Raw genomic sequence first — 25,234 nt, 5'->3', positions numbered from 1 at the left:
CTCGTACCGGCTGGGCCTGCTCGGCGTCATGCGCGCCGAAGACCGCCGAGACGCCCTGCCGATCGAGGCCACCAAGGGTGGCGGCCGACCTGCCGCTGGAACCGGCGATGCGCCGCTCAGCCTGAAACCGGCTTGACCTCCAGCGGGCTGGAGGTTGCACGCTGCTGATCATGGCCTCGACGATCGCCTCAGCACCCCCTCGCCGAAGCGTGCTTTGGAGCGCGGAACACCGGCTGACCACGATCGCGCTGCTGCTCGTGGTCACCTTGGTCGCGTTCGAGACCATGGGTGTCGCGACGGCGATGCCGACCTTGGTAGCCGACCTTCACGGGCTGTCGCTGTATTCGTGGCCGTTCACGGCCTTCCTGATTTCCAGCGTGGTCGCGACGGTGCTTTCGGGCCGGATCGGCGACCGCCGCGGCCCGGCGCCGGCGCTGCTCGCGGGGCCCGTCCTGTTCGCGGCCGGCCTCGTCGTGGCGGGGACCGCCAGCGGCATGCCGATGTTCCTTCTCGGCCGCGCGCTGCAGGGCTTCGGCTCGGGACTGCTCCTGGTCTCGGTCTCGCTCCTGATCGCGCTGACGTTCACCGACCACGAGCGCCCGGTGATCTACGCCGCCAACGCCGCCGCGTGGGTCCTGCCGGCGGTGATCGGCCCCTCGGTGGCCGGGGTGGTGACGGTCAGCATCGGCTGGCGTTGGGTCTTCCTCGGCCTGGTCCCGCTCGTGGTCGTCGGTGCGGCCATGCTGGTGGTGGTCATCCGCCGCTTACCTGCGCACGCACCCGCCACAGGCGGCTGCCGCGCGAGCGTGCCCCAGGCGATCATCGCGGCGCTCGGCGTCGCGGCGTTGACGTGGGCTGCACAGCACCAGTCGCTCCTTTCCCTCGGCTACGGCGCGGTCGGCCTCGTGGCGCTCGGCTACGCCCTCCGGACACTGCTGCCGGTCGGGACGCTGACCTCCCGCCCCGGCCTCCCCACGGTCGTCGCCTCCCGCGCCCTGATCGCCGGCGCGTACGCCGGGATGGAGGCGTACCTGCCGCTGACGATGAGCGCGGTCCACGGCTACAGCCCCGCCCTCGCCGGCCTGCCGCTGACGATCACGGCTTTGGGCTGGTCCGCGGCCTCAGCCGCGCAGGGCCGGTTCCTCAGTTGGTCGAGGGAGGCATCGCTGCGGACGGGGTTCTGGCTGGTCGCGGCCGGGTTGGTCTGCTTCGGCCTGGTCTCGCAGCCCTGGTTCCCGGGCTGGCTGGCGTTCGTGGCCTGCGCCGTCGGCGGCGCCGGTATGGGCATCGCGATGCCCGCGATCTCCGTCCTCCTGCTCCGCTACTCGCCCGAAGGCGAACGCGGGTACAACACCTCGGCGATGCAGCTCGCGGACTGGATGGGCTCAGCGCTGCTCATCGGCTTGGGCGGCGTCCTGCTGAGCGTGGCGGGCTCGGTTCTCGACCCGTCGCCGGCGATGGCCCTGCTCACGGTGGCCTTGGTGGCACTCGCGTTGCTGGGCGTCAGGCTGACCGGACGGTGGCCGTCGAAGGTGTGACAGCCCACTTCGAGGGCCAGGGTGGGCTTCGTCACGCGCTGAAGCGGACTACCCTGAAGGGGCGATGACCTATCTCGACCACGCGGCGACCACACCGATGTTGCCCGAAGCCATAGCGGCGATGACCGAGGCGCTGTCCACCGTGGGCAACGCCTCCGCGCTGCACTCTTCGGGCCGCCGGGCCCGGCGGCTGGTAGAGGAAGCCCGCGAAGCCATCGCCGACGCCCTGGGCGCCCGTCCTTCCGAGGTGATCTTCACCGGCGGTGGCACCGAGAGCGACAATCTCGCGGTCAAGGGCATCTACTGGGCCCGCCACGACGAGCAAGAGCGGCGCCGTCGCATCTTGTGCGGTGCTGCGGAGCACCACGCGGTGCTCGACACCGTCGAGTGGCTCGAAGCCCACTGCGGCGCCGAGATCACGTTGCTGGACGTCGACAGCCAAGGCCGCGTCTCGCCTGACGTCCTCCGCGCCGCCATCGCCTCGGATCCCGAAACTGTGGCGCTGGCGACCGTGATGTGGGCCAACAACGAGGTCGGCACGATCAATCCGATCCCGGAGCTGGCCGCGGTCTGCGCCGAGTTCGACATCCCGCTCCACACCGACGCGGTCCAGGCCGTCGGCGCCGTTCCGGTCGACTTCGCCGCCAGCGGCGTCGCTGCGCTCACCCTGACCGGACACAAGCTCGGCGGCCCGTTCGGTGTGGGAGCACTCCTGCTGGGACGCGACGTAACCTGCGTGCCCCTGCTGCACGGCGGAGGCCAGGAGCGCAGCGTTCGTTCCGGCACCCTCGACGTCCCCGCGATCGTGGGCTTTGCGGCTGCCGTGCGAACCAGCGTCGCGACCCGGGCCGAATACGCCAAGAGGGTCGAGGAGCTGCGAGACGGCCTCATCGAGGTCATCCGACGCGAAGTGCCTGACGGCGTGCTCAACGGTGGAGAAGGCGAACGGCTGCCCGGCCATGCCCACTTCACGTTCCCCGGATGTGCCGGCGACAGCCTGTTGATGCTGCTCGACGCCAAGGGCATCGAATGCTCGACAGGATCCGCCTGCACGGCGGGTGTCGCCCAGCCGAGTCACGTGCTGCTCGCCATGGGTGCAGACCCGGTGGCGGCCCGTGGTTCTCTCCGTTTCTCCCTTGGCCACACATCCACTGCCGCAGACATCGAGGCAGTGGCCGCCGAGATCGGCGGAGTCGTCACGCGGGCCCGGCAGGCCGGCCTGGCCGGAATGCGCAAGCAGACCCAGAAGCAAGAGGTGTAAGGCAATGCGGGTATTGGCCGCGATGAGCGGAGGAGTGGACTCGGCGGTCGCTGCGGCACGCGCGGTCGACGCTGGGCACGACGTCGTCGGCGTGCATTTGGCGTTGTCGGCCAAACCAGGCACCTTGCGGACCGGCTCGCGCGGGTGCTGCACGATCGAAGACTCGCATGACGCTCGGCGCGCTGCCGACATCCTCGGAATCCCCTTCTACATCTGGGATTTTGCGGAGCGCTTCACCGAAGAGGTCGTCGAGACCTTCGTGGGCGAATATGCCGCTGGGCGTACACCGAACCCGTGCGTCACCTGCAACGAGAAGATCAAATTCGAAGCTCTTCTCGAAAAGGCGATGGCGCTCGGATTCGACGCGGTCGCGACTGGCCACTACGCGCGCCTCTCCGTCGTTGACGGCGTGCCCGAGTTGCGTCGGAGTGCGGACAGCGGCAAGGACCAGTCCTACGTGCTCGCCTCCCTCACTGCGGAACAGCTCAGCCACGCCATGTTCCCTCTTGGCGACTCCTGGAAGACCGACGTGCGAGCCGAAGCGGAGCAGCGGGGTCTGTCCGTCGCCAACAAGCCGGACAGCCACGACATCTGTTTCATTCCGGACGGGGACACGAAGAAGTTCTTGGAGAACCGGTTGGGGCAGCGTCCTGGTGAGCTCGTGGATGCGGAAACCGGTGCGGTACTCGGACAGCACACAGGAGTGCACGGGTTCACCGTCGGGCAGCGCAAGGGGCTGGGTATCGACGCGCCGGCGCCGGACGGCCGTCCTCGGTACGTCCTGTCGCTGGAACCGGTCTCCGGTTCTGTCAAGGTCGGCTCCGTGGCTGGGCTCGGGGTCAAGGTGATCGAGGCTGATCGCGCGATCTGGCCGAGTGGTCGGCCGCTGACCGAACCGACCGAGTGTGTGGTCCAGGTGAGAGCCCACGGAGGCATCGTCGAAGCGGTCGCCGACGTGGACTCGGACACCATGACTGTGCACTTGCGTGAACCGCTGCGCGGAGTCGCCCCGGGCCAGGTCGTCGTCCTCTACCGCCCGGATGCCGAGGGTGGGGATATCGTCCTGGGCAGCGCGAAGATCTCGGGCACACGCTGACCTCCGTCACTTCCGTGGCTTCTTGCCGAACCAGTTTCCTCGTCGGCGGCCGGGGTGTAGCGACGGTGGCGTTGTCGAGTGCACCTGCCCGGCCGGTGTCGCGACGTTCACGGTGCCGTCCGGAGTGACCTCGTATTCCCAGCCGGGCTGCCCCTTCAGCTTGCGGTGCCGCGAGCAGTAGGTGATCGGCTGATCCGCCGCCCCTTCGGTCTCGCCCTGGGCGCGAGTCGCTTCGACTGCGCAACTTTGCGCGGGGCGCGTACAACCGGGCTGTCGGCATTCCTGGTCCCGGACACGGATGAACTCGTCGCGCTTGAGCGGGTAGCGCGTTGGCGAAAGCTCGATCGCCTGACCAGTTTGTGGGTCGGTGAGAACCCGTCGCAGCGTCGTGTCGGGCCCGCCGATGATATGGCGAGCCACCGACGCTGCGATGGATCCGCGGCCGGCCAGAACGGCCGGCGATTCGCTGAGGCCGAGGTAGGTCTCCAGATCGATGTGCAGGAACACTTCGGTGCGCGGACTTGGACCGCCCGTGCCACTGAGGAGCAGATCCATGGCCACATCAGCGCGGAGTTGATCCAGTGTGCGGGACTCGTCCGGAGTCTTCAACGCTCGAGCGGCCCGGTCGATGCGGGCGAAGGCGGCGGTCGCCTTCTCGGTCGGTGCGTTGTTGACCGACAGATGGGCCACGCCGGTGTCCTGGTGGTGCAGGGCCAACCGACGCTCGACGAGCTTTCGCTCGGTGCGGAGCGCTGCTCCTTCCGGATCGGCCTTCGCGGCTGCGTGGGCCGCGGCCCGGCGGACCTGGGTAGCGTTCCGCCCCGGAACCCGGTCCACGAGCGCCGCATCCACGACGCGTACGCGATCTGGGGACAACCACGCCGTCGCATCCGTGATCTTCATGACGCGATAGAGGTCGAGTTTACCGTCATCCATGAGGTTGAGCATGCGAGGGAGACGAGCAATCAGTGCGTTGGCCGCGGAAACGATGGAGCTGGCGCGGTGTTCTGTTATGGACAAGGCCAAAGCCACTTCCGAAGCCACGCTGGGAGCACGTCTCCGGCGCACGCTCAGGTCTGCGATCGCTCGTAGTTGAAGGGCTTGCAGCTTGGAAATCTCGGCGTCGGTATCGCGGATGAGATCGATGACCTGGTCGTCTTTCATGCGCTGCAAAGTATGCGGGTCGGTGCGGATCGATCCCTGCATGAGCGAGGGTTTGTCGTCGGTGTTCCGATCGGTCTCAGGAGTGATCTTTCGGAGCGGTTGTGAAGATGCCATGAGCGTGACGGTACGGGCGTTCGCAAGAAAAGTCATCGTGGTTCGCGGGAAAGGGTGGTAAAAGGGAGTGAACGGTCCGTTCGCGCTCTTCGCGACTTGACGGACCGGAATTAATTCGGGATGGTTCGCGTGCGTGGGTAAATTCGTCACCGATGCCAAGAGGAGGGTCGGAAATCTTATGTCCTATATAGACAAACAGGTGTCCGATGGGCGTCGAGGCTCTCCACGTTCAGAGTTTGAGCTTGAACCCCGTATGAGTCGGCTCGAAACCGAGCCGCTCGTAGAACCGATGTGCTGCTGTCCTCGAGACGTCCGACGTGAGCTGCACAAGTGCGCATCCGCGCCGTCTCGACTCGTCAATCGCCCAGCGCATGATCTCGGCGCCGAGTCCGGAGCCTCGATGGTCGACGTGGATCCGGACGGCCTCGATTTGACCACGAAGCGCGCCGCGCCTGGCCAGGCCGGGAATGATCGTCAATTGCAGTGTTCCGACGGGCTCATCGTCGGACGCGGCGACCATCAGGAGTTGGTTCGCGTCCGCGTCGATCTCGTCGAAGGCCCGCAGGTACTGCTCGAGGTCTCGAGGGTCGTCGCGGGTGGCGCCGAGCTGATCGTCCGCCAGCATGCGCACGATCGCACCGACGTCGCCGCGCCGCGCTCTGCGGATGGTGTAGTCGGTCACGGCGCCAGTATCACAGGACGCGGGTGAACCCTTGGTAGGTGTGTTCGAGCCCGAAGCGCGCGTAGAAGTCTCGCAGGTCGGCGCGATTGAGCCCGGAATCCAGGTGCAGGCGGGTGCAGCCTCGCCGGCGGGCTTCGTCGATGCCCCAGGTCAAAAGCGCGCTCGTCACGCCGCGCCGGGCGGCGCGGATGCCTTCGAGCAGGCCACGGGTCGCGCCTTCCCACGCGAGCCCCCGCAATATCGTCAGTTGGGCGGTGCCGGCGACGCCATTGTCGTCCTCGGCCACCACCAGCGTGACGTGCGGTGTGTTCATGAGTTCCCGGAGCGCGGCTGCCAGCGGTTCGCCCGGTGCGCCGAACAAGCGCACGAGCGCCTCGATGTCCGTTGCCCTGGCACGTCTGATGACATCCATTGCACCCAGTATGCAGGAAGCCCGTCGACGGTCATAACCGCTACAACACGACTACCCGCGGTGTTGACTGCCGTCTCCCTCAGGGCACCGTGTAGTGCCGAACCCCGTCGGCGGCCTGGGCGGTCAGTTTGCCCTGTGACACCAGCAGGTCGAGATGTGCTGCGGTTTCCAGGACCGCGAGCATCTGGTTGAACGAGTCCATTTCGGACAGCTTGCGGTTGCGGCGCGTCCAGCCTGTCCGGTGCGCGGCTTCGAACGCCGTACTTGCCCCGGCCGCGATCTGGGCACCCATCGTCTCGAGGCGGTGCCGGTGATGTTCCAAAAGTTCGTCGACCCGCGTATGCACGCTTTCGGACACCGGACCGTGCGCGGGAAGCATGCGCCGGTCGGGCATCGCGCGCACCAGCCGCAAGGAGTCGATGAAGTCGTTGAGCGGCAACTCGGCCGGCACGGGCTGGAACCCGATCGAGGGCGTGATGTGCGGCAGCACGTGGTCACCGGAGAACAGCAGACCGGCGGAGTCGTCGACAAAGACGACATGCCCGGCCGTGTGCCCTGGAGTGGCGACGACGTCGAACGCCCGTCCTGGCAGGATCGGCCGTCGTCCCGGTGTCAGCCATTCGTCGGGCGCTTCCCAGAGATCGGCCTCCGTGTGCCGGCGGTTCGTGCCGAACTCGCGGGCCAGCGCCTCGACGACTTCGCCGGCGCCGGCCTGGAACAACAGATCGACTTGGGCTTCCATCGGCAGCCGGTCGGGGTTGCCCGACACCTTGAGCGATGGCTCTTCGTCCTGGCCGAGGGCGATCTTCGAGCCGAATTCACGGCGGAGGACGACAGCCTGCGAGTAGTGGTCCCGGTGGACGTGAGTGACGAGGAACTCGCTGACGTCCGCGAGTTCGGCGCCGATGCCGCCGAGTGCATCCGCGAGCTGGTGGCGGGCCACGGTCAAGGCCCATCCCGAGTCGACCAAGACCAGCTTCTCGCCATCGGTGACCGCGTAGACGTTGACCGCTCGCAGAGCATCGTTGGGCAATGGCAACGGAATCCGGTAGACGCCGGCCGAGACCTCGTAGATTCCGGGCTCGGTCCAGTTCCTGTCGCTGCTTTCCGGCAACGGTTCCACGGTGACCTCCGTCCCGGCGAGACTGCGGCGTCCCGGCCTTTCTTCACACTGAGCCGTGCCGGGCCCGCTGTCCACCGAGAGAAGATGAGACGCCGGTCACTCGATCAGTTGGTGTCCTGCTTCAGGGCGGTGTCGATCGTGAGGGCGGCGGCGACCACCATGCTGGCCAGTGGATCCGGCAGAGGGTGGGGGATCTCCACGACGTAGTTGTCCGCCGTCGTGAAGGCAGCCTTGAGGAACCCGCCCCAGGTCTTGGTTATCCGGGCGACCTCGGTGCCGGCGTGGTCCCGGATCGAGAAGTTCCAGGCGCGCCAGTTCTCGGCGAAGATCCCGCCGACCGAGTGGCCGTCGACGACGAAGCCGAATCGGATCTTCCCGAAGACGTTCTCCTGGACGATCTCGCCGATCGGCGTCTCGTCGGCCCTCGTGACGAGGAACCGTGACTTGAACACCTTCGCGGGCCGGGTCACCTTGAGCACGGTGCTGTGGTTGGCGTCGCGGACTTCGAACTTGTGGGTCAGGAACTGGTCGTAGTTGGTCAGGAGCCGGATCGCCTTCTTGAGCGTGCTCTGGCCGACCTGGACGACCCCGCCGAGCTGGTTGCCGTGCTGGTCGAAGACGCCGAACTCGTTGGCCATCTCAATCAGCTTGGCGCGTTGGTTGACCACCAGCACCGGCTCGGTGAACAGAGTCCCGCCACCGCTGCGCGTACCGCCTCGACCACCGGTCGCGCGATTGACCTGGCTCTGGATCCGTGCCGGGTCGTGGCCACGCTCGATGTCCAGCTCGATCGGCGCTGAGTCGCTCGATGGCGGTGCCTGGTTGGCCGGCCGGGTGTCGGCGGTCCAAGCCTGGCCATCCCACCAACGGTGCAGATGGGGATCCCGTGCGTCGGGGTACCAGCCGGGTTGCGGTGGCGAACTCGTCATGGCCGCGCAGCCTATCCGCGTGGACCCGCTCGTGGTGCCGGTAAGCGGAAATGCGGTGAATGTCCGCCTCGTGGCGGCTCGGTGCGGTGGCCCGGTCGGCGTCGTCGGCTGGTGATCGACCAGAATCGGTGGTCGTGGATGAGCGACTTTGGCCCAGCGGCGCCGCGACGGCGATCGGTTCGATGCCGGGGACAGACCCCGCGGAGGCGGCGGCGGTCGTGTTCGGGGAGCTGCCCGACTTCCCGCACCTGCCAGAGCTGCCGGCTCGCGGCGTCGGTGCCGACATGCTCGGCCGGACCGCCGCATTGCTGGTGGACCTGGCCGTCGACGTCGTGCCGAGCGGTTATCGCGTCGTGACTCGGCCGGGGCACGAGCACCGCCGGGCCGTCGACCTGCTCCAGTGGGATCTCGACGCCGTGCAGGAGGCGCGCGAGAAGACCGGGATCACCCCGCCGATCTTCAAGGTCCAGGTCGTCGGCCCATGGACGCTCGGTGCCGGGATCGAACTGTCCCGGGGTCATCGGGTGCTCACCGATCGTGGTGCGTTGCGCGACTTCACGGCGTCCCTCCTGGACGGCCTCACCGAACACGTCGCGGAGGTGCGGGCCAGGACCGGAGCGCCGGTGGTCGTCCAGTTCGACGAGCCGTCGTTGCCCGTGGTGCTGGCCGGCGGCCTGTCGACGCCGTCCGGGTACGGGAACGTGGCGGCGGTGCCGGAGCCCGAGGCCCGTGACCTGCTCGCCACCGTGATCGACGGCGCTCGGCGGATCACCGGCCGGCCGGTGATCCTGCACTGCTGCGCGGAGAAACCGCCCCTCGGCCTGCTGCGTGAGGCCGGCGCGGATGCCCTCGCCTTCGATCTCACCGCGCTCGGCGGCGCGTCCGCCGCATTTCTCGACGAGATCGGCGAAGTGTGGGACGGCGGGGCGACATTGTTCCTGGGCGCGGTCCCGACGACCGCGCCCGCGTCCCCGCTGAGCCTGAAGGACGTCGGCGAGCCGGCGTTTCGGCTGGCCGACCGGCTCGGCTTCAACCGCAGCGTCCTCGCCGAACGGGCAGTGCCGACTCCTGCCTGCGGCCTCGCCGGTGCGACGCCGGAATGGATGCGCCGGGCCCTCTCGCTGGCGCGTGATCTCGGCAAGGCCTTCGTGGAGCCGCCGGAGGACTGGTGACGGAATCCGGCAACTCGCCGACGTCCGCTCTGTCCGGCAAGTAGCGTGGCCGGGGTAGCCGATCGAACGAGGACCATTTCCAACCATGCGCCTGTTCCGCCGCAAGAGCACCGCCGCCGATCCGCCTGACCCGCGCACCGCGTGGCCCGAACAGCGCGTGCCGGAGGACCCGGCGGCCGCCGCGGAGGCGTTCTGGCACGGCTGGTTCGATCTGCTTCCGATGGTGAGCGCGGCGCTCGGCGAGGGTGAGCCGCACCGGGTCGAGCACGAACTCTGCCAGCTGGTCGAGGCGCTGCATCCGCGGCTGCACTTCTCGCTCGAGCGTGGGCGTCAGGCGATCTACGCCCTGGTCGTGACCGGCCAGGAGGACCCGGAGCTGCGGCCGTTCACCGACGCGTGGCGGGCCGCTGCGCCGCCGGACGACGCGATCTGGGAGTACCACGACTCCGTGCCGGCGGTGCCCGATCCGACCGAGGTAACGGTGAACCTCGGCGAGCATCGGATCGCGCTGGCCGACGTACGGGTCGTCGCGCAGGTGGACGTTGAGGCGCAGGTGATCGACGTCGCCGTCTTCCATCCGGGGTTCGGCGACCTCGACGACGCCGCCCGGCAAACCATGACCTTCCTGCCCCTCGACGCCACGTTGGGTGAACGGCTCGCCGCTGAACGACTACGGCGTGTCGAGACCGCCGAAGCCGAGCCGGCCGGGGCGATCACCCTTCTGGAGTTCCGTGAACTGGTCCGCGGACTGGGCAACGGGCCGGGCGAAAATGTCGGTACCTCCAGCTAGGGTTACTACCCGTGAGCAGCACCGAACTCCCCCAGGACCAGATTGCGGCGGTCGACGCCCCGGTGGCCGCGGAGGACGTCACCGACGTCCCGGCCGACGTGCGCGAGCGGCACAGCGCCCTCGCCGAGGAACTGCGCGACCACCAGTTCCGCTACTACGTCCTGGACTCGCCGATCATCTCCGACGGGCAGTTCGACGAGCTGCTGGGCGAACTGCAGCGGCTCGAAGAGGCGCATCCGGCGCTGGTCACGCCCGATTCCCCGACCCAGCGGGTCGGGGGCACGTTCTCGACCGAGTTCACCGCGCACGATCACCTCGAGCGCATGCTCAGCCTCGACAACGTCTTCGACCAGGAGGAGTTCCTGGCCTGGGTGGAGCGTGTCGAGAAGGAGGTCGGGCGCACCGAGTTCCTCGCCGAGCTGAAGATCGACGGCCTGGCCGTCAACCTCCTCTACGAGAACGGAACCCTCACCAGGGCGCTCACCCGGGGTGACGGCCGGACGGGTGAGGACGTCACGTTGAACGTCCGCACGCTCGACCAGGTGCCGGTGACGCTGACCGGCACCGACGAGTTCCCGGTGCCTGCTCTGGTCGAGGTGCGCGGCGAGGTCTACTTCCGCGTCGAGGACTTCCTCGAGCTGAACGCGAAGATGGTCGAAGCGGGCAAGCCGCCGTACGCGAACCCGCGCAACACCGCGGCCGGGTCGCTGCGGCAGAAGGATCCGAAGATCACCCGTGAGCGCCGGCTGCGGCTGATCTGCCACGGACTCGGCAAGCGCGGGGGATTCGAGCCCCAGCGTCAGTCGGAGGCGTACGACGCGCTGGCCGCGTGGGGGCTGCCGGTGTCACCGCACAGCAAGGTCCTCACTTCGGCCGACGAACTCACCGCGCACATCGCCTACTGGGGTGAGCACCGGCACGACGCGGAGCACGAGATCGACGGCGTGGTCATCAAGGTCGACCAGGTGGCGCTGCAGCGGCGGCTGGGCACGACGTCGCGCGCGCCGCGGTGGGCGATCGCGTACAAGTACGCGCCGGAAGAGGCGATCACGACGCTGCTGGACATCCAGGTCGGCGTCGGGCGGACCGGGCGGGTGACACCGTTCGCGGTCACCGAGCCGGTCAAGGTCGCGGGGTCGACCGTGGCGAGGGCCACCCTCCACAACCAGGAGGAGGTCAAGCGCAAGGGCGTGCTGATCGGCGACCGGATCGTCATCCGGAAGGCCGGTGACGTCATCCCCGAGGTTCTCGGGCCGGTGGTCGACGCGCGCACGGGCGACGAGCGCGAGTTCGTCATGCCCACCGACTGCCCGGAATGCGGCACGGAGCTGGCCTACCAGAAGGAAGGCGACAAGGACATCCGCTGCCCGAACACCCGGTTCTGCCCCGCGCAGCTGCGGGAGCGGCTCTTCCACCTGGCCGGGCGCGGCGCCTTCGACATCGAAGTCCTCGGGTACGAGGCGGCGGTCGCGCTGCTCGACGCGCGGGTGGTCGCCGACGAGGGGGACGTCTTCGATCTGGACGAGGAGAGTCTCGCCGAGGTCGAGCTGTTCCGCACCAAGGCCGGCGAGTTGTCGGCGAACGCGCGAAAGCTGCTCGCCAACCTCGACGCGGCGAAGGACCGGCCGTTGTGGAAGGTGCTGGTCGCCCTGTCGATCCGGCATGTCGGGCCGACCGCGGCGCAGGCGCTGGCGCGTGAGTTCGGCTCGATCGAGCGGATCGAGCAGGCGACCGAGGAGGAGCTGGCGGACGTCGACGGCGTCGGCCCGACCATCGCGCACGCGACGCAGGAATGGTTCGAGGTCGGCTGGCACCGCGAGATCGTCGAAAAGTGGCGACGCGCCGGCGTGCGGATGGAGGAGGAGCGCGACGAGTCGATCCCGCGCAACCTCGAAGGGCTGTCCATCGTGGTGACCGGCTCGCTCGACGGGTTCTCCCGCGACGAGGCCAAGGAGGTCATCATGGCCCGCGGTGGCAAGGCCGCCGGGTCGGTCTCGAAGAAGACCGCGTTCGTCGTCGTCGGGGACTCGCCGGGTTCGAAGTACGAGAAGGCGGTGCAGCTCAAGGTGCCGGTGCTAGACGAAGCCGGTTTCCGCGTCCTGCTGGAGCGGGGGCCCGACGCCGCGCAGGAGGTGGCGCTGCCGGCCGGTGACGAGACCGTCGAAGAAGAGGTTGGGGGAGCGGATGGGTGATGTCGAGATCCGGCCACCGCGGCCGGAGGAGTACGCCGCGGCAGGCGAGGTCACGGTGCAGGCCTACGACGTCGACGGGCACCTGGCGGGCGACGTCGGGTATGACGCGGAGTTGCGTGACATCGCACGGCGGGCCGAGCTGGCCGAAGTGCTCGTCGCCGTCGACGGGGCGGGGGAGGTGGTCGGCACCGTGACCGTCGTGCGTCCCGAATCTGCTTACGCCGAGATCTCGCGTCCGGGCGAGCTGGAGTTCCGGATGCTGGCGGTGGCGCCGTCGGCGCGTGGCCGGGGCGTCGGTGAGGCGCTGACGAGGGCTGTGCTCGACCGTGCGCGGCGGCTGGGCATTCGCAAAGTCGTGTTGAGCAGCGTCGACAGCATGCACAGCGCGCATCGGCTCTATGAGCGTCTCGGGTTCGCCCGCCTGGCCGAGCGGGACTGGCGGCCGTTCCCGCACATCAGCCTGATCGCCTATCAAATCGATCTCTGACCAGGGCGTTGTCGAATGAGGACCACGCCGTCCCCGTGCTGACGACGCGCGGGCCGTGGCCTGTTCGGGCGCGTTATCCGTCGAGGACGACCGCGACGATCCCGGCGAGGTGAGCGAGCCGGGCGACCTCGGCGGCGCGGAAGTTCGGCCCGCCCGGGCGGGCGACGAGCAGTGCCTTGCCCGGCTTGCCGAGCGGCGTGGCGGCCAGCTCGGTGCCGAGTTCCTTCCACGTCTCCGGGATCCAGGCTTCCTCGCTGTCGAGCACCGTCGCGCGTTCGAGCGGCAGCCAGGGCAGATCGGTGATCGGGGTCTCCGGGGCCGCGCTGGACGAGGCCAGCCGGACCGCGCCGGTTTCGGCGTGCTCGACGATCATCGCCCAGCCGGCGCGCACGATGCGGGGGACGCCCTCCGCCAGGATGTCGAGGCCGGTCTTCGGGCGTGCGGCGATCTCCTCGACCAGTTCGAGCTCGCGATGGGTGTCCAGGACGCCCGCGTAGGGGCGGACCGCGTCCACTTCGACGCCCTCGACGCTCTCCGCCGCCGTGATCAGCGCGTCGGGCAGCCGGCCCGACGGGAGCTCGACCACGAGGTCGTCGACGGCCACGCCGCTGCCGCGTTCGACGACGTCCACGCTGAGGATGTCGGCGCCTACCGTGCCGAGCGCCGTGGCGACCGCGCCGAGGGTCCCCGGGCTGTCCGGAAGGAGGACCCTGATCAGGAACGACACCACGCGCCCCTCTCGCCTCTGGCGTCCCAGCCTTGCCGTGGGACGCTCAATGCCGGTCGCCGATTGTGACAGACCCACCCGGCTCGCGGGACCCGCTGTCCGCCGGGCGGGATGCGAGCGTCGCCGGACGGCAGCCGGCTTGCGCCGGGCGTAACCCAGTCGAGTCCGCCCGCGCCGCCACCATAGACTTGCAGCTTCCGAGACAACCCGCACAGCACAACCCGGGAGTCACCCGCGTGCCCAACATTTCCCGAGACGAGGTCGCGCACCTCGCGAAGCTGGCCAGGCTGGCCGTGACCGACGACGAGCTCGACGTCTTCGCCGGCCAGCTCGACCAGATCCTGGACTCGGTGGCCAAGGTGAGCGAAGTCGCCGCCGACGACGTGCCGCCGACGTCGCACGCCGTGCCGCTGACGAATGTCTTCCGACAGGACGTCGTCGTCCCTGGGCTCTCCCAGCAGCAGGCGCTGGCCGGTGCGCCGGCCGCCGAGGACGGTCGTTTCCGGGTGCCGCGGATTCTGGGGGAAGAGCAGTGAGCGAGCTCATCAAGCTGACCGCCGCGGAGCTGGCGGAGAAGATTCACTCGCGCGAGGTGTCCGCGGTCGAGGTCACGCAGGCCCACCTGGACCGGATCGCCGAGGTCGACGACCACATCCACGCGTTCCTGCACGTCGACACCGAGGGCGCGCTGGCCGCGGCCAAGGCCGTCGACGAAGGCCTCGCCGATGGCAAGGCGCCCGCGTCGCCGCTGGCCGGCGTGCCGCTGGCGCTGAAGGACGTCCTGACCACCGAGGGCGTGCCGACGACCTGTGGTTCGAAAACGCTCGAAGGCTGGATCCCGCCGTACGACGCCACCGTGACGCGCAAGCTGCGTGAGGCCGGTGTCGTCATCCTCGGCAAGACCAACATGGACGAGTTCGCCATGGGGTCGTCGACCGAGAACTCCGCGTACGGCCCGACGCACAACCCGTGGGACCACGCCCGCATCCCGGGCGGGTCGGGCGGTGGCTCGTCGGCGTCGATCGCGGCCTTCGAAGCCGCCATCGCCATCGGCACCGACACCGGTGGGTCGATCCGGCAGCCTGGGTCCGTCACCGGCACCGTCGGGGTCAAGCCGACCTACGGCGGGGTGTCGCGGTACGGGCTCGTCGCGTTTTCGTCGTCGCTCGACCAGGCCGGACCCTGTGCACGGACGGTGCTCGACGCCGCATTGCTGCACGAGGTCATCGCGGGGTACGACCCGCGGGACTCGACCTCCATCGACGCGCCGGTGCCGCCGGTCGTCGCCGCTGCGCGTCAGGGTGCGAACGGTGACCTGAAGGGCGTCAAGGTCGGCGTCGTCAAGGAGTTCGGTGGCGACGGCTACCAGCCGGGCGTCCTGCGGTCGTTCCAGGCCGCGGTCGACCAGCTGCGTGCGCTCGGCGCCGAGGTGGTCGAGCTGTCGTGTCCGAATTTCGTCTACGCGCTGCCCGCGTACTACTTGATCGCGCCGAGCGAGTGCTCGTCCAACCTCGCCCGGTTCGACGCCATGCGCTACGGCCTGCGCGTCGCCGACGACGGGACCCACAGTGCCGAAGAGGTCATGTCGCTGACCCGGGAGAAGGGCTTCGGCGCCGAGGTCAAGCGGCGGATCATGCTGGGCACGTACGCGTTGTCGTCCGGCTACTACGACGCCTACTACGGCTCGGCGCAGAAGGTGCGCACGCTGATCACGCGTGACTTCGAGGCCGCCTTCCAGCAGGTCGACGTCCTCGTGTCGCCGACAACGCCGACCACCGCCTTCAAGATCGGCGAGCGCGTCGACGACCCGATGGCGATGTACCTCGCTGACCTGTGCACGATCCCGTCGAACCTCGCCGGCAACGCCGCCATGAGCGTGCCGAGCGGGCTGTCCGACGAGGACGGCCTGCCGGTCGGGCTGCAGATCATGGCCCCGGCGCTCGCCGACGACCGGCTTTACCGGGTCGGCGCCGCCTATGAGGCCGCCCGCGATGCCGCCGCCGGTGGGGCTCTCATCCACAAGGTCCCGGAGCTGGGAGGAACGAAGTGACTGCCGTGGCCGAGTTGATGGACTACGCCGACGTCGTCGAGCGGTTCGACCCCGTGCTCGGGCTCGAGGTGCACGTCGAGCTGAACACGAACACGAAGATGTTCTGCGGCTGCGCGAACGAGTTCGGCGGCGAGCCGAACACGAAGGTCTGCCCGACCTGCCTCGGCCTGCCCGGGGCGCTGCCGGCTCTCAACGGCAAGGCCGTCGAGGGCGCGATCCGGATCGGGCTCGCGCTGAACTGCGAGATCGCCGAGTGGTGCCGGTTCGCCCGGAAGAACTACTTCTACCCGGACATGCCGAAGAACTTCCAGACGTCGCAGTACGACGAGCCGATCGCCTTCAACGGCTACCTCGACGTCACGCTCGACGACGGCGAGGTCGTGCGCGTCGAGATCGAGCGCGCGCACATGGAAGAGGACACCGGCAAGTCGCTGCACGTCGGTGGCGCCACCGGCCGGATCCACGGCGCCGAGCACTCGCTGCTCGACTACAACCGGGCCGGCGTGCCGCTGATCGAAATCGTCACCAAGCCGATCGAGGGCACCGGTTCGCGGGCACCCGAGGTCGCGCGCGCCTACGTGTCGGCGTTGCGCGACCTCCTCCGCGCGCTCGACGTGTCGGACGTCCGCATGGACCAGGGCTCGCTGCGCTGCGACGCGAACGTTTCGCTGATGGCGAAGGACGCGACCGAGTTCGGCACCCGCACCGAGACGAAGAACGTCAACTCGCTGCGCAGCGTCGAGCGCGCGGTGCGCTACGAGATGACGCGGCAGGCGGCGATCCTCGCCGACGGCGGCACGATCAAGCAGGAGACCCGCCACTTCCAGGAGGCCGACGGCACCACGTCGCCGGGTCGCACGAAGGAGACCGCGGAGGACTACCGGTACTTCCCGGAGCCCGACCTGGTCCCGATCGCGCCGTCGCGCGAATGGGTCGAGGAGCTGCGCGGCACGCTGCCGGAGATGCCGTCCGAGCGGCGGAAGCGGATCCAGGCCGAGTGGTCACTTTCCGACGAAGCCCTGCGTGACCTGCTGAACGTCGGCGCCGTCGACCTGGTCGCGGCCACGGTCGAGGCCGGCGCGTCGCCGGACGAAGCCCGCGGCTGGTGGGTCAACACCCTGGCGCAGGAGGCGAACACCCGTGAGGTCGAGCTGGCCGACCTGCCGATCTCGCCGAAGCAGCTGGCCGAGGTCATCGCGCTGGTGTCGTCCGGCGAGCTGACGAACAAGCTGGCCAAGGAAGTCGTCCAGGGCGTGCTCGCCGGTGAGGGTGAGCCACGTGACGTCGTCGAGAAGCGGGGGCTGAAGGTCGTCTCGGACGACTCGGCCCTGCTCGCGGCGATCGACGAGGCCTTGGCGACGCAGCCGGACGTCGCGGACAAGATCCGTGGCGGCAAGGTGGCCGCGGCGGGCGCGATCGTCGGCGCGGTCATGAAGGCGACGAAGGGGCAGGCCGACGCCAAGCGGGTCCGCGAGCTGATCATCGAGCGCGTCGGTTCCTGACCGTTTTCATGACACAGCCGTTTTCCGTCAAAAGCGTCACCTGGCGCGAGTGGCTTGGCCTGGCGGCCGGGCTGCTCGCGCTGGGCTCGACGTTCCTGCCGTGGACCACGCTGAGCACCAACAAACCGGACATCGAGGTCGTCCTCTCGCAGTTGCCGCACAGCGACGTCGTCCGCGACGCGTGGCACTCGAGCTTCTTCGCCTGGTGTCCGCCGTTGCCGTTGCTGCTGGCCGGGCTGGTCGTGGTCTTTTTCGGACGAATCCGGAAGCTGCGGGTCAGCGGCCTGCCGCACCTGTGGCTGGTGGTCGCCGCGGCGTCGTTGCTGCTGATGGTGCTCGGCTGGTTCACCCTCGACTGGGAGTTCGACGCCGACCAGCGCGGCATCTTCGAAGCCGCCGGGATCGCCATCGGTCCCGGCTTCGGCCGGTTCCTCGGATTGTTCGCCGCGCTCGTATCGGGCGTCGCCGCTTTCTTGGACATGCGGGCGATGCGGGTCGAAAGCCGGCAGCCGCGGAAACGTGAGTCTCGCAGCAAGAGCCTCTGATCGCCGGAGGTGTGGTCGCCGGTCGGGCTGGCGCACCGGCTGACGAAGGTTTACCCGATCGGGGGATTTCACCATGTGGACGGCCATGGCTTTGGAAGAGTCCTGAGTCACACCGCCGAACTTCCTGGGCAGTCTTGACCGCGCTGACCTCGTGGCTGTTCGGAACTCTTTCACCGCACGAAACCGGTTGACGGTGGGGAATCCCCTTTGGATGAGTCACCTGGGCCGGGGGGTTGCCGAGTTGCCCGTTCCGGGTCGGCGGCCGACATTGACAACGTTGACAACGCGATCGGCCGTTGCGCGAGAAAGCGCTTTCTGGAACGGTCGGAGGTGTTCGGCCCGCCACCGCGCGGGTCGCCGTCGTGGGCGGACAGCCGCGTGGATCACCGCCGCGCGCGAGGTCGTCGAGGAGGGAGGTCCGGGTTGGCTCACGGGAAACGCTTACGAGTCGCCGTCGTCGGGGCCGGAGCCATTGCGGACAGCCACCTGGCCGCCTACCAGGCCCATCGCGACGACGTGGACATCGTGGCCGCCGCGGACGTCGACGAGGCCAGGGCCGTCGCGTTCTGCGCCGCGACCGAGCACGCCAAGCCCTACCGCGATCTCGACGCCATGCTCGCCGAGCAGGAACCCGATCTCGTCTCGATCTGCACGCCACCGGGTCTGCACGTCGAGCAGACCAAGAAGGTGCTCGCGGGCGGCGCCTGGGTCTGGTGCGAGAAGCCGCCGTGCCGGTCGCTCGCCGAGTACGACGAGATGACCGCCGCCGAACGGGAGGGTGGCCCGTACGCCGCCTTCGTGTACCAGCAGCGGTCCGGCTCCGGCGCCGCCCACTTCCGGACCCTGCTCGCGGAGGGGGAACTCGGCCGTCCGCTCGTCGCGCACTGCCAGACGACCTGGTACCGCGACGCCGCCTACTACGCGGTGCCGTGGCGCGGGCGGTGGGACACCGAGGGCGGCGGGCCGGCCATGGGGCACGGCATCCACCAGATGGATCTGCTGTTCCACCTGCTCGGCGAATGGGCCGAGGTCCGGGCGATGACCGCGCGGCTGGTGCACGACGTCGAGACCGAGGACGTCTCCACCGCGCTCGTCCGGTTCGAGTCGGGCGCGCTCGCGACCGTCGTCAACAGCGTCCTCTCGCCGGACGAGGTGAGCCGGATCCGGATCGACTGTGAGCACGCCACCGCCGAGCTCACCCACCTCTACGGACACGGCAACAAGAACTGGCGCTACACCCCGGCGCCGCACCTGAAGACGGACGACACGCGCCGGTACACGCCACCTGACGACGTCGGCAGCTCGCACGCCGCCGCGTTCACGCCGATCCTCGCCGCTCACCGGGCCGGCCGCCGGCCGCCGTGCAGCGGGGACGACGGGCGGCGGGTGCTGGAGTTCGTCGCCGCGCTCTACAAGTCCGCGTCCACCGGGCTCGGCGTGCGTCGCGGGGAGATCGGGCCGGGCGACGCCTTCTACTGGTCCATGGCCGGTAGCCCCGCCGCGGAAACGGCACGCCGGTGAGCGCGGCGATCACCGTGACCCACCGGCACGGCGACCACGTGACGGTCGAGGCGGCCGGGGTCCAGCTGATGTCCTATGTGTACAAGCCTGACCCCGTGGCCTTCGAGTCCCGCAAGCCCTACGCCCACCCGCTCCGCACCCTCCGGGGCCGGCACGTCAGCGGCTACCGGCCGTCGGACCACCGCTGGCACAAGGGCCTGCAGATGACGTCGAGCCACCTGTCCGGCCAGAACTTCTGGGGCGGCCACACCTACGTCCCCGGCGAGTGGTACCAGGATCTGCCCGACCGCATCGGCTCCATGCGCCACGACGGGTTCGCCGGCTTCACCGTCGAGCGCGACCGGCTGAGCTTCACCGAGCAGCTCACGTGGGTGGCCAACGGCGGCGACGCATGGGCGCGGGAGCGGCGCGACATCGTCGTCCACTCGGTCGAGCCGGACGAAGGGGCCTGGGCCCTCGACTGGGGGATCGAGCTGACGAACGTCCGCGATACCCCGCTCGTGTTCGGCAGCCCGACCACGGCCGGCCGGGAGCTGGCCGGGTACACCGGCCTGCACTGGCGTGGTCCGCGCGACTTCAGCGGCGGCAGCGTCCTCGGGCCCGGCGACCTCGGCGGCGAGGAGATGATGGGCGCGCAGGCGCCGTGGCTGGCGTTCGTCGGGGAGCACGACGACGTCGACGGGCACTCGACGCTCGTCTTCGCGCACGCGCCCGAGAACGACAAGGCGATCCACGAGTCGCACTGGTTCGTCCGGTCCCAGGACACGCCGATGGTCGCCTTCTCGTGGGCGTTCTTCGAAGAGTTCACCCTGCCGCCGGGGGAGAGTTTCACCTACCGCTACCGGATCGTCGTCGCCGACGGGGCCTGGGATCGCGACCGGGTGACGCGGTACCTCGAGAGCCACGGATTCTGAGGCGCAGGGCATGGACGAGTTCCCGCTACCGGGTGGCATCGGCGTCTCGCACCTGCGCGCCTACGACTGGACGGCCGAGGACGGCGTCTGCGGCGGCAGCCCGCACCTGCACCTCGCCTGCACCGAGGCCTACGTCGTCACGGGTGGGCAAGGCGCCGTCCAGACCCTGAGCACCGGCGGCTACGCCGAGACGCCCCTGGAAGCCGGGGTGATCGCGTGGTTCGCGCCGGGCACCGTGCACCGGATGGTGCAGGGCGGCGGCCTGCGCGTCACGGTGCTCATGCAGAACAGCGGGCTGCCCGAGGCGGGGGACGCCGTGTTCACCTTCCCGCCCGACGTGCTCGCCGACGCGGGCGCCTACGCCGAGGCCGCGGCGTCGCCGAAAACCGACGACGCCGCCCGACATCGGCGTGACCTGGCGGTTCGCGGCTACCTGCCGCTGCGGGAGGCCCTGCTCGACGGCGACTCGGAGCCGCTTCGGGCGTTCCACCGCGCGGCCGTCGCGCTCGTCGCGCCGAAGGTCGCCGAGTGGGTTCCGCGCTGGCAGGCCGGGGCGCTGAAGGCCGCCGAACTGACCGGCGTGCACCTCGAGGCGCTCGCCGGCGGCGACGGCAGCCACCTCGAACATTCAGGCGTCCGGGTCACGACGCCGTCGAACCCGGACGGCTACGGCATGTGCGGACACCGCGCCGAATACGACATCCCATGAGACGTTCCCTCGACCAGGAAGGCCGGCAGTGATGAACGAGTCCAGTATCGGAGTGCTGCTCAACGGGGTGACCGGCCGGATGGGCTACCGGCAGCACCTGCTCCGGTCGGTCCTGGCCATCCGCGAGCAGGGCGGCGTGGAGCTCCCGGACGGCAGCCGGGTGCAGCTCGAGCCGATCCTCGCCGGGCGCAACGCGACGAAGCTCAAGGAGCTCGCCGACCGGCACGGCCTGACCGCGTGGACCACCGACGTCGACTCGGCCTTGGCCGACGTCCAGATCTACTTCGACGCGCAGCTGACGTCGGCGCGCGAGCCGTCGGTGCGGGCGGCGATCGCCGCGGGCAAGCACATCTACGCCGAGAAGCCCCTCGCCGACACGCTGCCGGCGGCGCTGGAGCTGGCCGGGCTCGCGCGGGACGCCGGGGTCTGCCACGGCGTCGTGCACGACAAGCTGTTCCTGCCCGGCCTGCGGAAGCTGCGGCGGCTGGTCGATGGCGGGTTCTTCGGACGGATCCTGTCGGTGCGCGGCGAGTTCGGCTACTGGGTGTTCGAGGGCGACTGGCAGGAAGCGCAGCGGCCGAGCTGGAACTACCGCGCCGAGGACGGCGGCGGGATCGTGCTCGACATGTTCTGCCACTGGAACTACGTGCTCGAGAACCTCTTCGGCCGCGTCTCGGCGGTGACCGCGAAGGCGGTGACGCACATTCCGCGTCGCTGGGACGAGCAGGGCGAGGCGTACGCGGCGACGGCGGACGACGCCGCGTACGGCATCTTCGAACTCGAGTCGGGGGCCATCGCGCAGATCAACTCGTCGTGGTCCACCCGGGTCTTCCGCGACGAGCTGGTCGAGTTCCAGGTCGACGGCACCGAGGGCAGCGCCGTCGCCGGCCTGCGCCGCTGCCGCGTCCAGCACCGCTCGGCGACGCCGAAGCCCGTCTGGAACCCGGACCTCCCGGCGACCGAGCCGTTCCGCGACCAGTGGCAGGAAGTGCCGGACAACACCGAGTTCGACAACGGCTTCAAGGCCCAGTGGGAGGAGTTTGTCCGGGATGTGGTCGCCGGGCGGCAGCACCGCTACGACTTCTTCTCGGCCGCGCGGGGGCTGCAGCTCGCGGAGGCCGGGCTGACGTCGTCGGCGGAGGGACGGCGGGTGGAGCTGAAGCCCCTGGCGTAGATCGGTCCTGGAGAACCGAGATGCTTCGGGGACCCGGCCTGGTGCTCCTCGTGGTCGACTGCGGACCACGGGCGTGAGCCGGCCGGGTCAGTCCTTGCTGTTGCCGCCGCCGGACGTCGCCGGAGTGATCAGCACCACCCGGTCGTCGCTCGAAACCGGGACGCCGCCGTCCTTGTTGACCGTGCCGGCCACGGCGAGCTGCGGGTTGATCATGCTCATCCCGGCGAGCCGCCCGAAGGTCGCCGGCGGCTTGCCGGTCTTCCCGTCGAGGCTCACCGTGGGCTTGCCGCTGACCGCGCCCTCCGCCGTCACCGGCAGGTTCTGCAGGTTCCCGGCCAGCGACGTGCCGACCGAGACCGAGCCGTTCGCGTCGACGAAGTCGGCGCAGCCCGCGACGCCCGGCTTGTCCGGCCACGTCCACGCCGGCGTCAGTGGCTGCCCGGCCTGGATCCGGTAGAGAGCGTCCTTGTCGGCGAGCCGGTCGGTGACCCAGACGCGGCCGCCGTCGGCGGACGCGCACAGCCCGCCCGGCGCGTGCAGGCCGGCGGCCACGACCAGCGAGCCGTTCGGGTTGCCCGCCGCGGCCTTGCCGGACGTTTCGATCCGCAGGACCTTCCCGGCGAGCGAGTTCGGGTCGGCCGCGGCGTTCGGGTTGCCCGCGTCGCCGGTCGCGACCAGCAGCGCGCCGCGGTTGTCGGCGCTGATGGCGCCGCGGTTGCCGGTCGCGCCCTTCGGGATGCCGGTGAGCACCGGTTTCGGCGCCTGGCCCTTCGCGAAGCGCACGACGCGGTTGTCCGTCGGTGTGGTGAGGTAGGCGAATACGAGCTGGTCTTCGACGTAGGACGGCGACAGCGCGAGGCCGGTCAGGCCGCCGTCGCCGGCCGCCTGGACGTCGAGTTTCGCGAAGTCCGTGGCGTCCTTGCCCGCGGTCGCGAGCAGCACGCGGCCGCTCTTGCGCTCACCCGCCAGCGCGCTCGGCGTCGAGCCGTCGCCCGGCAGGCCGGCCACCGCGGCGACCGTGTCCAGGCAGGTCGCGATCACCGACGGGTCGAAGTCCTTGCAGCCCTGGGGCGGCGGCACCGGCGTGGCCGACTGGCCGGGCGGGGCCTGCTTGCCGTTGCCGCCGGAGTCCGCGCCGGGGCCCTGGACCTCGGGCGGCGATTCGGGGCTGGCCACCGGCGCGGGGCTGAACGTCTGGCCCGCCGCGGAGTCGTCGAACCGCGCGCACCCGGCGGGCAGCAGGACGCCGCAGGCCAGGATCGCCAGCAGGGCCGACCGGTACCGGGTTCGCATGATCCACCAGCCTAGGGCCCGGTGCGTGAACCATGGGTGAGCACTCCTCTATTACGTTGGGGATCATGACGCTGACCGTGCTGGTGCCCGACGACGAGGGCATGACCGTGCTCGCCGAGGTCCCGCGGGTCCTCCCCGTGCGCTACCAGTGGGGCGAGCCGGTCCCGCCGGAGGCCGCGAAGGCCGAGGTGCTCATCCCCGGCCGGCACCCGGCGGGCGAGGAGCTGTGGCGCACGCTGCCGAACCTCAAGCTGATCCAGCTGCTGTCCGCCGGCGCCGAGGACTGGGTCGGCAAGGTGCCCGACGGCGTCCTGCTCTCCACCTGCCGCGGCGCCCATGGCGGCAGCACCGCCGAGTGGGTCGTCGCCGTGCTGCTGTCGCTGTACCGGAGGCTGGACGCCTTCGCTGTCGCCCAGCGCGAAGGCCGGTGGGAGCGGCACAGCGCCGACACACTGCAGGGCAAGCGCGTGCTCGTCATCGGCGCCGGCGACCTCGGACGGCACCTGCGGCGCCGGCTCGAGCCATTCGAGGCGCGGTGCACGATGGTCGGGATGACCGCGCGGGAGGGCGTGCACGGCGTGCGCGAGCTGCCCGGGCTGCTCGGCTTCCACGACGTCGTGGTGCTGATGGTGCCGCTGACCTCGCGCACCCGCGGGATGGTGAACGCGGAGTTCCTCGCCGAGATGCGCGACGGGGCGGTGCTGGTCAACGCCGCGCGCGGCGCCGTCGTGGTCACCGACGCCCTGGTCGCCGAACTGACCACGGGCCGGCTGCGTGCCGCCCTCGACGTCACCGATCCCGAGCCGCCGCCGGCCGGGCACCCGCTGTGGACGGTGCCGGGCCTGGTGCTGACCCCGCACGTCGGCGGGGCCGTGCGCGGGGTGCGGGGCCGTTCGTACGCCGTCGCCGCCGCCGAGATCGCCCGGTACGCCGGGGGCGAGCTGCCGGACAACCTCGTGCACGGGGAGTACTAGCGCGGCGGCTCGCCAGGCCCGGGCGGATCCCATAGCCTTCGCGCGTGAGCAGTGGAGACGAGTTTTCGCAGCAGCCCACCAGCCTCCTGTCCGGCGTCGAGGACGACGGGGCCGACGACTCCCCGCGCCAGGGCGGGCTCGGGCTCGGCCTGCTGGTCCTGCGGCTGGCGCTCGGCGTGACCATGGGCGCGCACGGGCTGCAGCACCTGTTCGGCCTGTTCGGCGGGCCGGGCATCGCTGGGTTCGCGCGGGTGCTGGAAACTTTCGGCTACCACAAGCAGACGACGCTGCTGTCGTGGATCACCGGCGTCACCGAGGTCGGCGGCGGCGTGCTGGTGATCGTCGGGTTGTTCACGCCGCTGGCCGCGGCGGGCCTGCTCGGCGTCGCCGCGAACGCCGTGTTCGCGAAGTTCCACGGCGGCTTCTTCGAAGGGCAGGGGCAGGGTTTCGAGTTCGAGCTGCTGCTCGGGGCGGCGGCGCTGAGCCTGCTGTTCACCGGCGCCGGGCCGATTTCGCTGGAGCGGAACACGCCGTGGCGGAAGCGGCCGCTGCCGCTCGGGCTGGTGGCGCTGCTCCTCGCCACGGCGGCGACCGTGGTGGTCATCGTCCTGACTCGATAGGGCCTGGGGACAACTCGGTCACCAGCGTGGGGCCTGTGGACAACCCGGCTCCGCGGGCCGGAATTGTCGGTGCCCACCGGTAACGTTGAAACCGGGGGCCCCCTCACGCGCGCGGGGGTTGGGGTTCGGGCTCGAAAATCCGTGAAGGCCAGGCGGATTCACGCGGTGGTTGCAACACCTGTTGTTTGTTGATCCAACAGTAGCGCGGTGAGGGCCTCGGCTGGTGTCCGCCAGCCGAGGGTCTC

Annotated in this window: 24 protein-coding genes; 17 read left to right on the top strand and 7 right to left on the bottom strand. The window is 69.9% G+C overall.

The features are described 5' to 3' along the window. Positions 1-170: 170 nt before the first annotated feature. The 3 genes from AB0M82_RS37805 to mnmA all read left to right on the top strand — a co-directional run bounded on the left by AB0M82_RS37805 (position 171) and on the right by mnmA (position 3,895). Positions 171-1,538: an MFS transporter gene (locus tag AB0M82_RS37805; protein ID WP_364732747.1), complete on the top strand. Its 1,368-nt coding sequence runs from the start codon at positions 171-173 to the stop codon at positions 1,536-1,538. Positions 1,539-1,602: 64 nt separating this feature from the next. Beyond that, positions 1,603-2,799 carry a cysteine desulfurase family protein gene (locus AB0M82_RS37800; protein WP_364732744.1) on the top strand — a complete coding sequence of 399 codons (1,197 nt, stop codon included), beginning with the start codon at positions 1,603-1,605 and terminating at the stop codon, positions 2,797-2,799. Positions 2,800-2,803: 4 nt separating this feature from the next. Beyond that, positions 2,804-3,895: a tRNA 2-thiouridine(34) synthase MnmA gene (gene mnmA / locus AB0M82_RS37795; protein WP_364732741.1), complete on the top strand. Its 1,092-nt coding sequence runs from the start codon at positions 2,804-2,806 to the stop codon at positions 3,893-3,895. Positions 3,896-3,901: 6 nt separating this feature from the next. On the opposite strand, the gene AB0M82_RS37790 is transcribed toward mnmA, so the two are convergent. From AB0M82_RS37790 to AB0M82_RS37770, 5 genes are all read right to left on the bottom strand, one after another. Further along, the gene (locus AB0M82_RS37790) at positions 3,902-5,173 is read right to left on the bottom strand and encodes a DUF222 domain-containing protein (protein ID WP_364732738.1); all 1,272 of its coding nucleotides are present in this window, start codon (positions 5,171-5,173) and stop codon (positions 3,902-3,904) included. Positions 5,174-5,402: 229 nt separating this feature from the next. Beyond that, the gene (locus tag AB0M82_RS37785; protein WP_364732735.1) at positions 5,403-5,855 is read right to left on the bottom strand and encodes a GNAT family N-acetyltransferase; all 453 of its coding nucleotides are present in this window, start codon (positions 5,853-5,855) and stop codon (positions 5,403-5,405) included. Between the two features lie 10 nt (positions 5,856-5,865). Further along, the gene (locus AB0M82_RS37780) at positions 5,866-6,267 is read right to left on the bottom strand and encodes a GNAT family N-acetyltransferase (protein ID WP_364732732.1); all 402 of its coding nucleotides are present in this window, start codon (positions 6,265-6,267) and stop codon (positions 5,866-5,868) included. 79 nt (positions 6,268-6,346) lie between these two features. Then, a complete protein-coding gene (locus tag AB0M82_RS37775) occupies positions 6,347-7,390 on the bottom strand; it encodes an MBL fold metallo-hydrolase (RefSeq protein WP_364732730.1) in 1,044 nt (347 codons plus the stop codon). Between the two features lie 104 nt (positions 7,391-7,494). Next, the gene (locus AB0M82_RS37770) at positions 7,495-8,319 is read right to left on the bottom strand and encodes a phospholipid scramblase-related protein (protein WP_364732728.1); all 825 of its coding nucleotides are present in this window, start codon (positions 8,317-8,319) and stop codon (positions 7,495-7,497) included. A 134-nt stretch (positions 8,320-8,453) separates the two neighbouring features. Here AB0M82_RS37770 and AB0M82_RS37765 point away from each other — a divergent pair, with 134 nt between their 5' ends. From AB0M82_RS37765 to AB0M82_RS37750, 4 genes are all read left to right on the top strand, one after another. After that, on the top strand, positions 8,454-9,491 hold the full coding sequence (locus AB0M82_RS37765; protein WP_364732725.1) for a methionine synthase: 1,038 nt from the start codon (positions 8,454-8,456) through the stop codon (positions 9,489-9,491). 85 nt (positions 9,492-9,576) lie between these two features. Next, positions 9,577-10,281, top strand: coding sequence for a hypothetical protein (locus tag AB0M82_RS37760; protein ID WP_364732722.1), 705 nt, complete (start codon positions 9,577-9,579; stop codon positions 10,279-10,281). An 11-nt stretch (positions 10,282-10,292) separates the two neighbouring features. Beyond that, on the top strand, positions 10,293-12,473 hold the full coding sequence (gene ligA / locus AB0M82_RS37755; protein WP_364732720.1) for an NAD-dependent DNA ligase LigA: 2,181 nt from the start codon (positions 10,293-10,295) through the stop codon (positions 12,471-12,473). After that, positions 12,466-12,960, top strand: coding sequence for a GNAT family N-acetyltransferase (locus AB0M82_RS37750; protein WP_364732717.1), 495 nt, complete (start codon positions 12,466-12,468; stop codon positions 12,958-12,960). The genes ligA and AB0M82_RS37750 overlap by 8 nt, the downstream gene beginning before the upstream one ends. Before the next feature lie 73 nt (positions 12,961-13,033). Here the strand turns inward: AB0M82_RS37750 and AB0M82_RS37745 are convergent, their stop codons facing one another. Beyond that, positions 13,034-13,687 carry an amino acid-binding protein gene (locus AB0M82_RS37745; RefSeq protein ID WP_364732715.1) on the bottom strand — a complete coding sequence of 218 codons (654 nt, stop codon included), beginning with the start codon at positions 13,685-13,687 and terminating at the stop codon, positions 13,034-13,036. A gap of 236 nt (positions 13,688-13,923) precedes the next feature. Between AB0M82_RS37745 and gatC the strand changes: the two genes are divergently transcribed. The 8 genes from gatC (at position 13,924) to AB0M82_RS37705 (ending at position 22,102) form a co-directional block, all read left to right on the top strand. Beyond that, positions 13,924-14,223, top strand: coding sequence for an Asp-tRNA(Asn)/Glu-tRNA(Gln) amidotransferase subunit GatC (gene gatC, locus AB0M82_RS37740; protein WP_364258800.1), 300 nt, complete (start codon positions 13,924-13,926; stop codon positions 14,221-14,223). Continuing rightward, positions 14,220-15,737 carry an Asp-tRNA(Asn)/Glu-tRNA(Gln) amidotransferase subunit GatA gene (gene gatA / locus AB0M82_RS37735; protein ID WP_364732712.1) on the top strand — a complete coding sequence of 506 codons (1,518 nt, stop codon included), beginning with the start codon at positions 14,220-14,222 and terminating at the stop codon, positions 15,735-15,737. The genes gatC and gatA overlap by 4 nt, the downstream gene beginning before the upstream one ends. Next, on the top strand, positions 15,734-17,239 hold the full coding sequence (gene gatB / locus AB0M82_RS37730) for an Asp-tRNA(Asn)/Glu-tRNA(Gln) amidotransferase subunit GatB (RefSeq protein ID WP_364732710.1): 1,506 nt from the start codon (positions 15,734-15,736) through the stop codon (positions 17,237-17,239). Before gatA ends, gatB begins: the two co-directional genes overlap by 4 nt. Before the next feature lie 8 nt (positions 17,240-17,247). Next, positions 17,248-17,784, top strand: a complete 537-nt coding sequence (locus tag AB0M82_RS37725; RefSeq protein WP_364732707.1) for a hypothetical protein — start codon at positions 17,248-17,250, stop codon at positions 17,782-17,784. 423 nt (positions 17,785-18,207) lie between these two features. Next, on the top strand, positions 18,208-19,305 hold the full coding sequence (locus AB0M82_RS37720; RefSeq protein ID WP_364732705.1) for a Gfo/Idh/MocA family oxidoreductase: 1,098 nt from the start codon (positions 18,208-18,210) through the stop codon (positions 19,303-19,305). Then, the gene (locus AB0M82_RS37715) at positions 19,302-20,219 is read left to right on the top strand and encodes a PmoA family protein (RefSeq protein WP_364732702.1); all 918 of its coding nucleotides are present in this window, start codon (positions 19,302-19,304) and stop codon (positions 20,217-20,219) included. Before AB0M82_RS37720 ends, AB0M82_RS37715 begins: the two co-directional genes overlap by 4 nt. A 10-nt stretch (positions 20,220-20,229) precedes the next feature. Beyond that, positions 20,230-20,928, top strand: a complete 699-nt coding sequence (locus tag AB0M82_RS37710; RefSeq protein WP_364732699.1) for a cupin — start codon at positions 20,230-20,232, stop codon at positions 20,926-20,928. Positions 20,929-20,959: 31 nt separating this feature from the next. Continuing rightward, positions 20,960-22,102 (top strand): Gfo/Idh/MocA family oxidoreductase, encoded by a 1,143-nt coding sequence (locus AB0M82_RS37705; protein WP_364732697.1) that lies wholly within the window; start codon positions 20,960-20,962, stop codon positions 22,100-22,102. An 87-nt stretch (positions 22,103-22,189) separates the two neighbouring features. Here the strand turns inward: AB0M82_RS37705 and AB0M82_RS37700 are convergent, their stop codons facing one another. Beyond that, complete coding sequence (locus AB0M82_RS37700; protein ID WP_364732695.1) at positions 22,190-23,395, bottom strand: PQQ-dependent sugar dehydrogenase; 1,206 nt, start codon at positions 23,393-23,395, stop codon at positions 22,190-22,192. 65 nt (positions 23,396-23,460) lie between these two features. Here AB0M82_RS37700 and AB0M82_RS37695 point away from each other — a divergent pair, with 65 nt between their 5' ends. After that, positions 23,461-24,369 carry a 2-hydroxyacid dehydrogenase gene (locus AB0M82_RS37695; RefSeq protein ID WP_364732692.1) on the top strand — a complete coding sequence of 303 codons (909 nt, stop codon included), beginning with the start codon at positions 23,461-23,463 and terminating at the stop codon, positions 24,367-24,369. Between the two features lie 44 nt (positions 24,370-24,413). Further along, positions 24,414-24,989, top strand: coding sequence for a DoxX family membrane protein (locus AB0M82_RS37690; RefSeq protein ID WP_364732689.1), 576 nt, complete (start codon positions 24,414-24,416; stop codon positions 24,987-24,989). Positions 24,990-25,234: the final 245 nt, after the last annotated feature.

This window comes from Amycolatopsis sp. NPDC051128 (assembly GCF_040682715.1).
In the GTDB taxonomy this organism is placed as follows: Bacteria; Actinomycetota; Actinomycetes; order Mycobacteriales; family Pseudonocardiaceae; genus Amycolatopsis.
Note: the sequence above shows the minus strand (reverse complement) of the source record. Positions and strands in the feature narration are given on the sequence as shown.

Excerpts from the sequence above, each read along its gene's own strand:
- AB0M82_RS37805 (WP_364732747.1), top strand. The coding sequence starts at position 171 with ATGGCCTCGACGATCGCCTCAGCACCCCCTCGCCGAAGCGTGCTTTGG.
- AB0M82_RS37800 (WP_364732744.1), top strand. The coding sequence starts at position 1,603 with ATGACCTATCTCGACCACGCGGCGACCACACCGATGTTGCCCGAAGCC.
- mnmA (WP_364732741.1), top strand. The coding sequence starts at position 2,804 with ATGCGGGTATTGGCCGCGATGAGCGGAGGAGTGGACTCGGCGGTCGCT.
- AB0M82_RS37790 (WP_364732738.1), bottom strand. The coding sequence starts at position 5,173 with ATGGCATCTTCACAACCGCTCCGAAAGATCACTCCTGAGACCGATCGG.
- AB0M82_RS37780 (WP_364732732.1), bottom strand. The coding sequence starts at position 6,267 with ATGGATGTCATCAGACGTGCCAGGGCAACGGACATCGAGGCGCTCGTG.
- AB0M82_RS37770 (WP_364732728.1), bottom strand. The coding sequence starts at position 8,319 with ATGACGAGTTCGCCACCGCAACCCGGCTGGTACCCCGACGCACGGGAT.
- AB0M82_RS37760 (WP_364732722.1), top strand. The coding sequence starts at position 9,577 with ATGCGCCTGTTCCGCCGCAAGAGCACCGCCGCCGATCCGCCTGACCCG.
- AB0M82_RS37750 (WP_364732717.1), top strand. The coding sequence starts at position 12,466 with ATGGGTGATGTCGAGATCCGGCCACCGCGGCCGGAGGAGTACGCCGCG.
- AB0M82_RS37725 (WP_364732707.1), top strand. The coding sequence starts at position 17,248 with ATGACACAGCCGTTTTCCGTCAAAAGCGTCACCTGGCGCGAGTGGCTT.
- AB0M82_RS37710 (WP_364732699.1), top strand. The coding sequence starts at position 20,230 with ATGGACGAGTTCCCGCTACCGGGTGGCATCGGCGTCTCGCACCTGCGC.
- AB0M82_RS37705 (WP_364732697.1), top strand. The coding sequence starts at position 20,960 with ATGAACGAGTCCAGTATCGGAGTGCTGCTCAACGGGGTGACCGGCCGG.
- AB0M82_RS37700 (WP_364732695.1), bottom strand. The coding sequence starts at position 23,395 with ATGCGAACCCGGTACCGGTCGGCCCTGCTGGCGATCCTGGCCTGCGGC.
- AB0M82_RS37695 (WP_364732692.1), top strand. The coding sequence starts at position 23,461 with ATGACGCTGACCGTGCTGGTGCCCGACGACGAGGGCATGACCGTGCTC.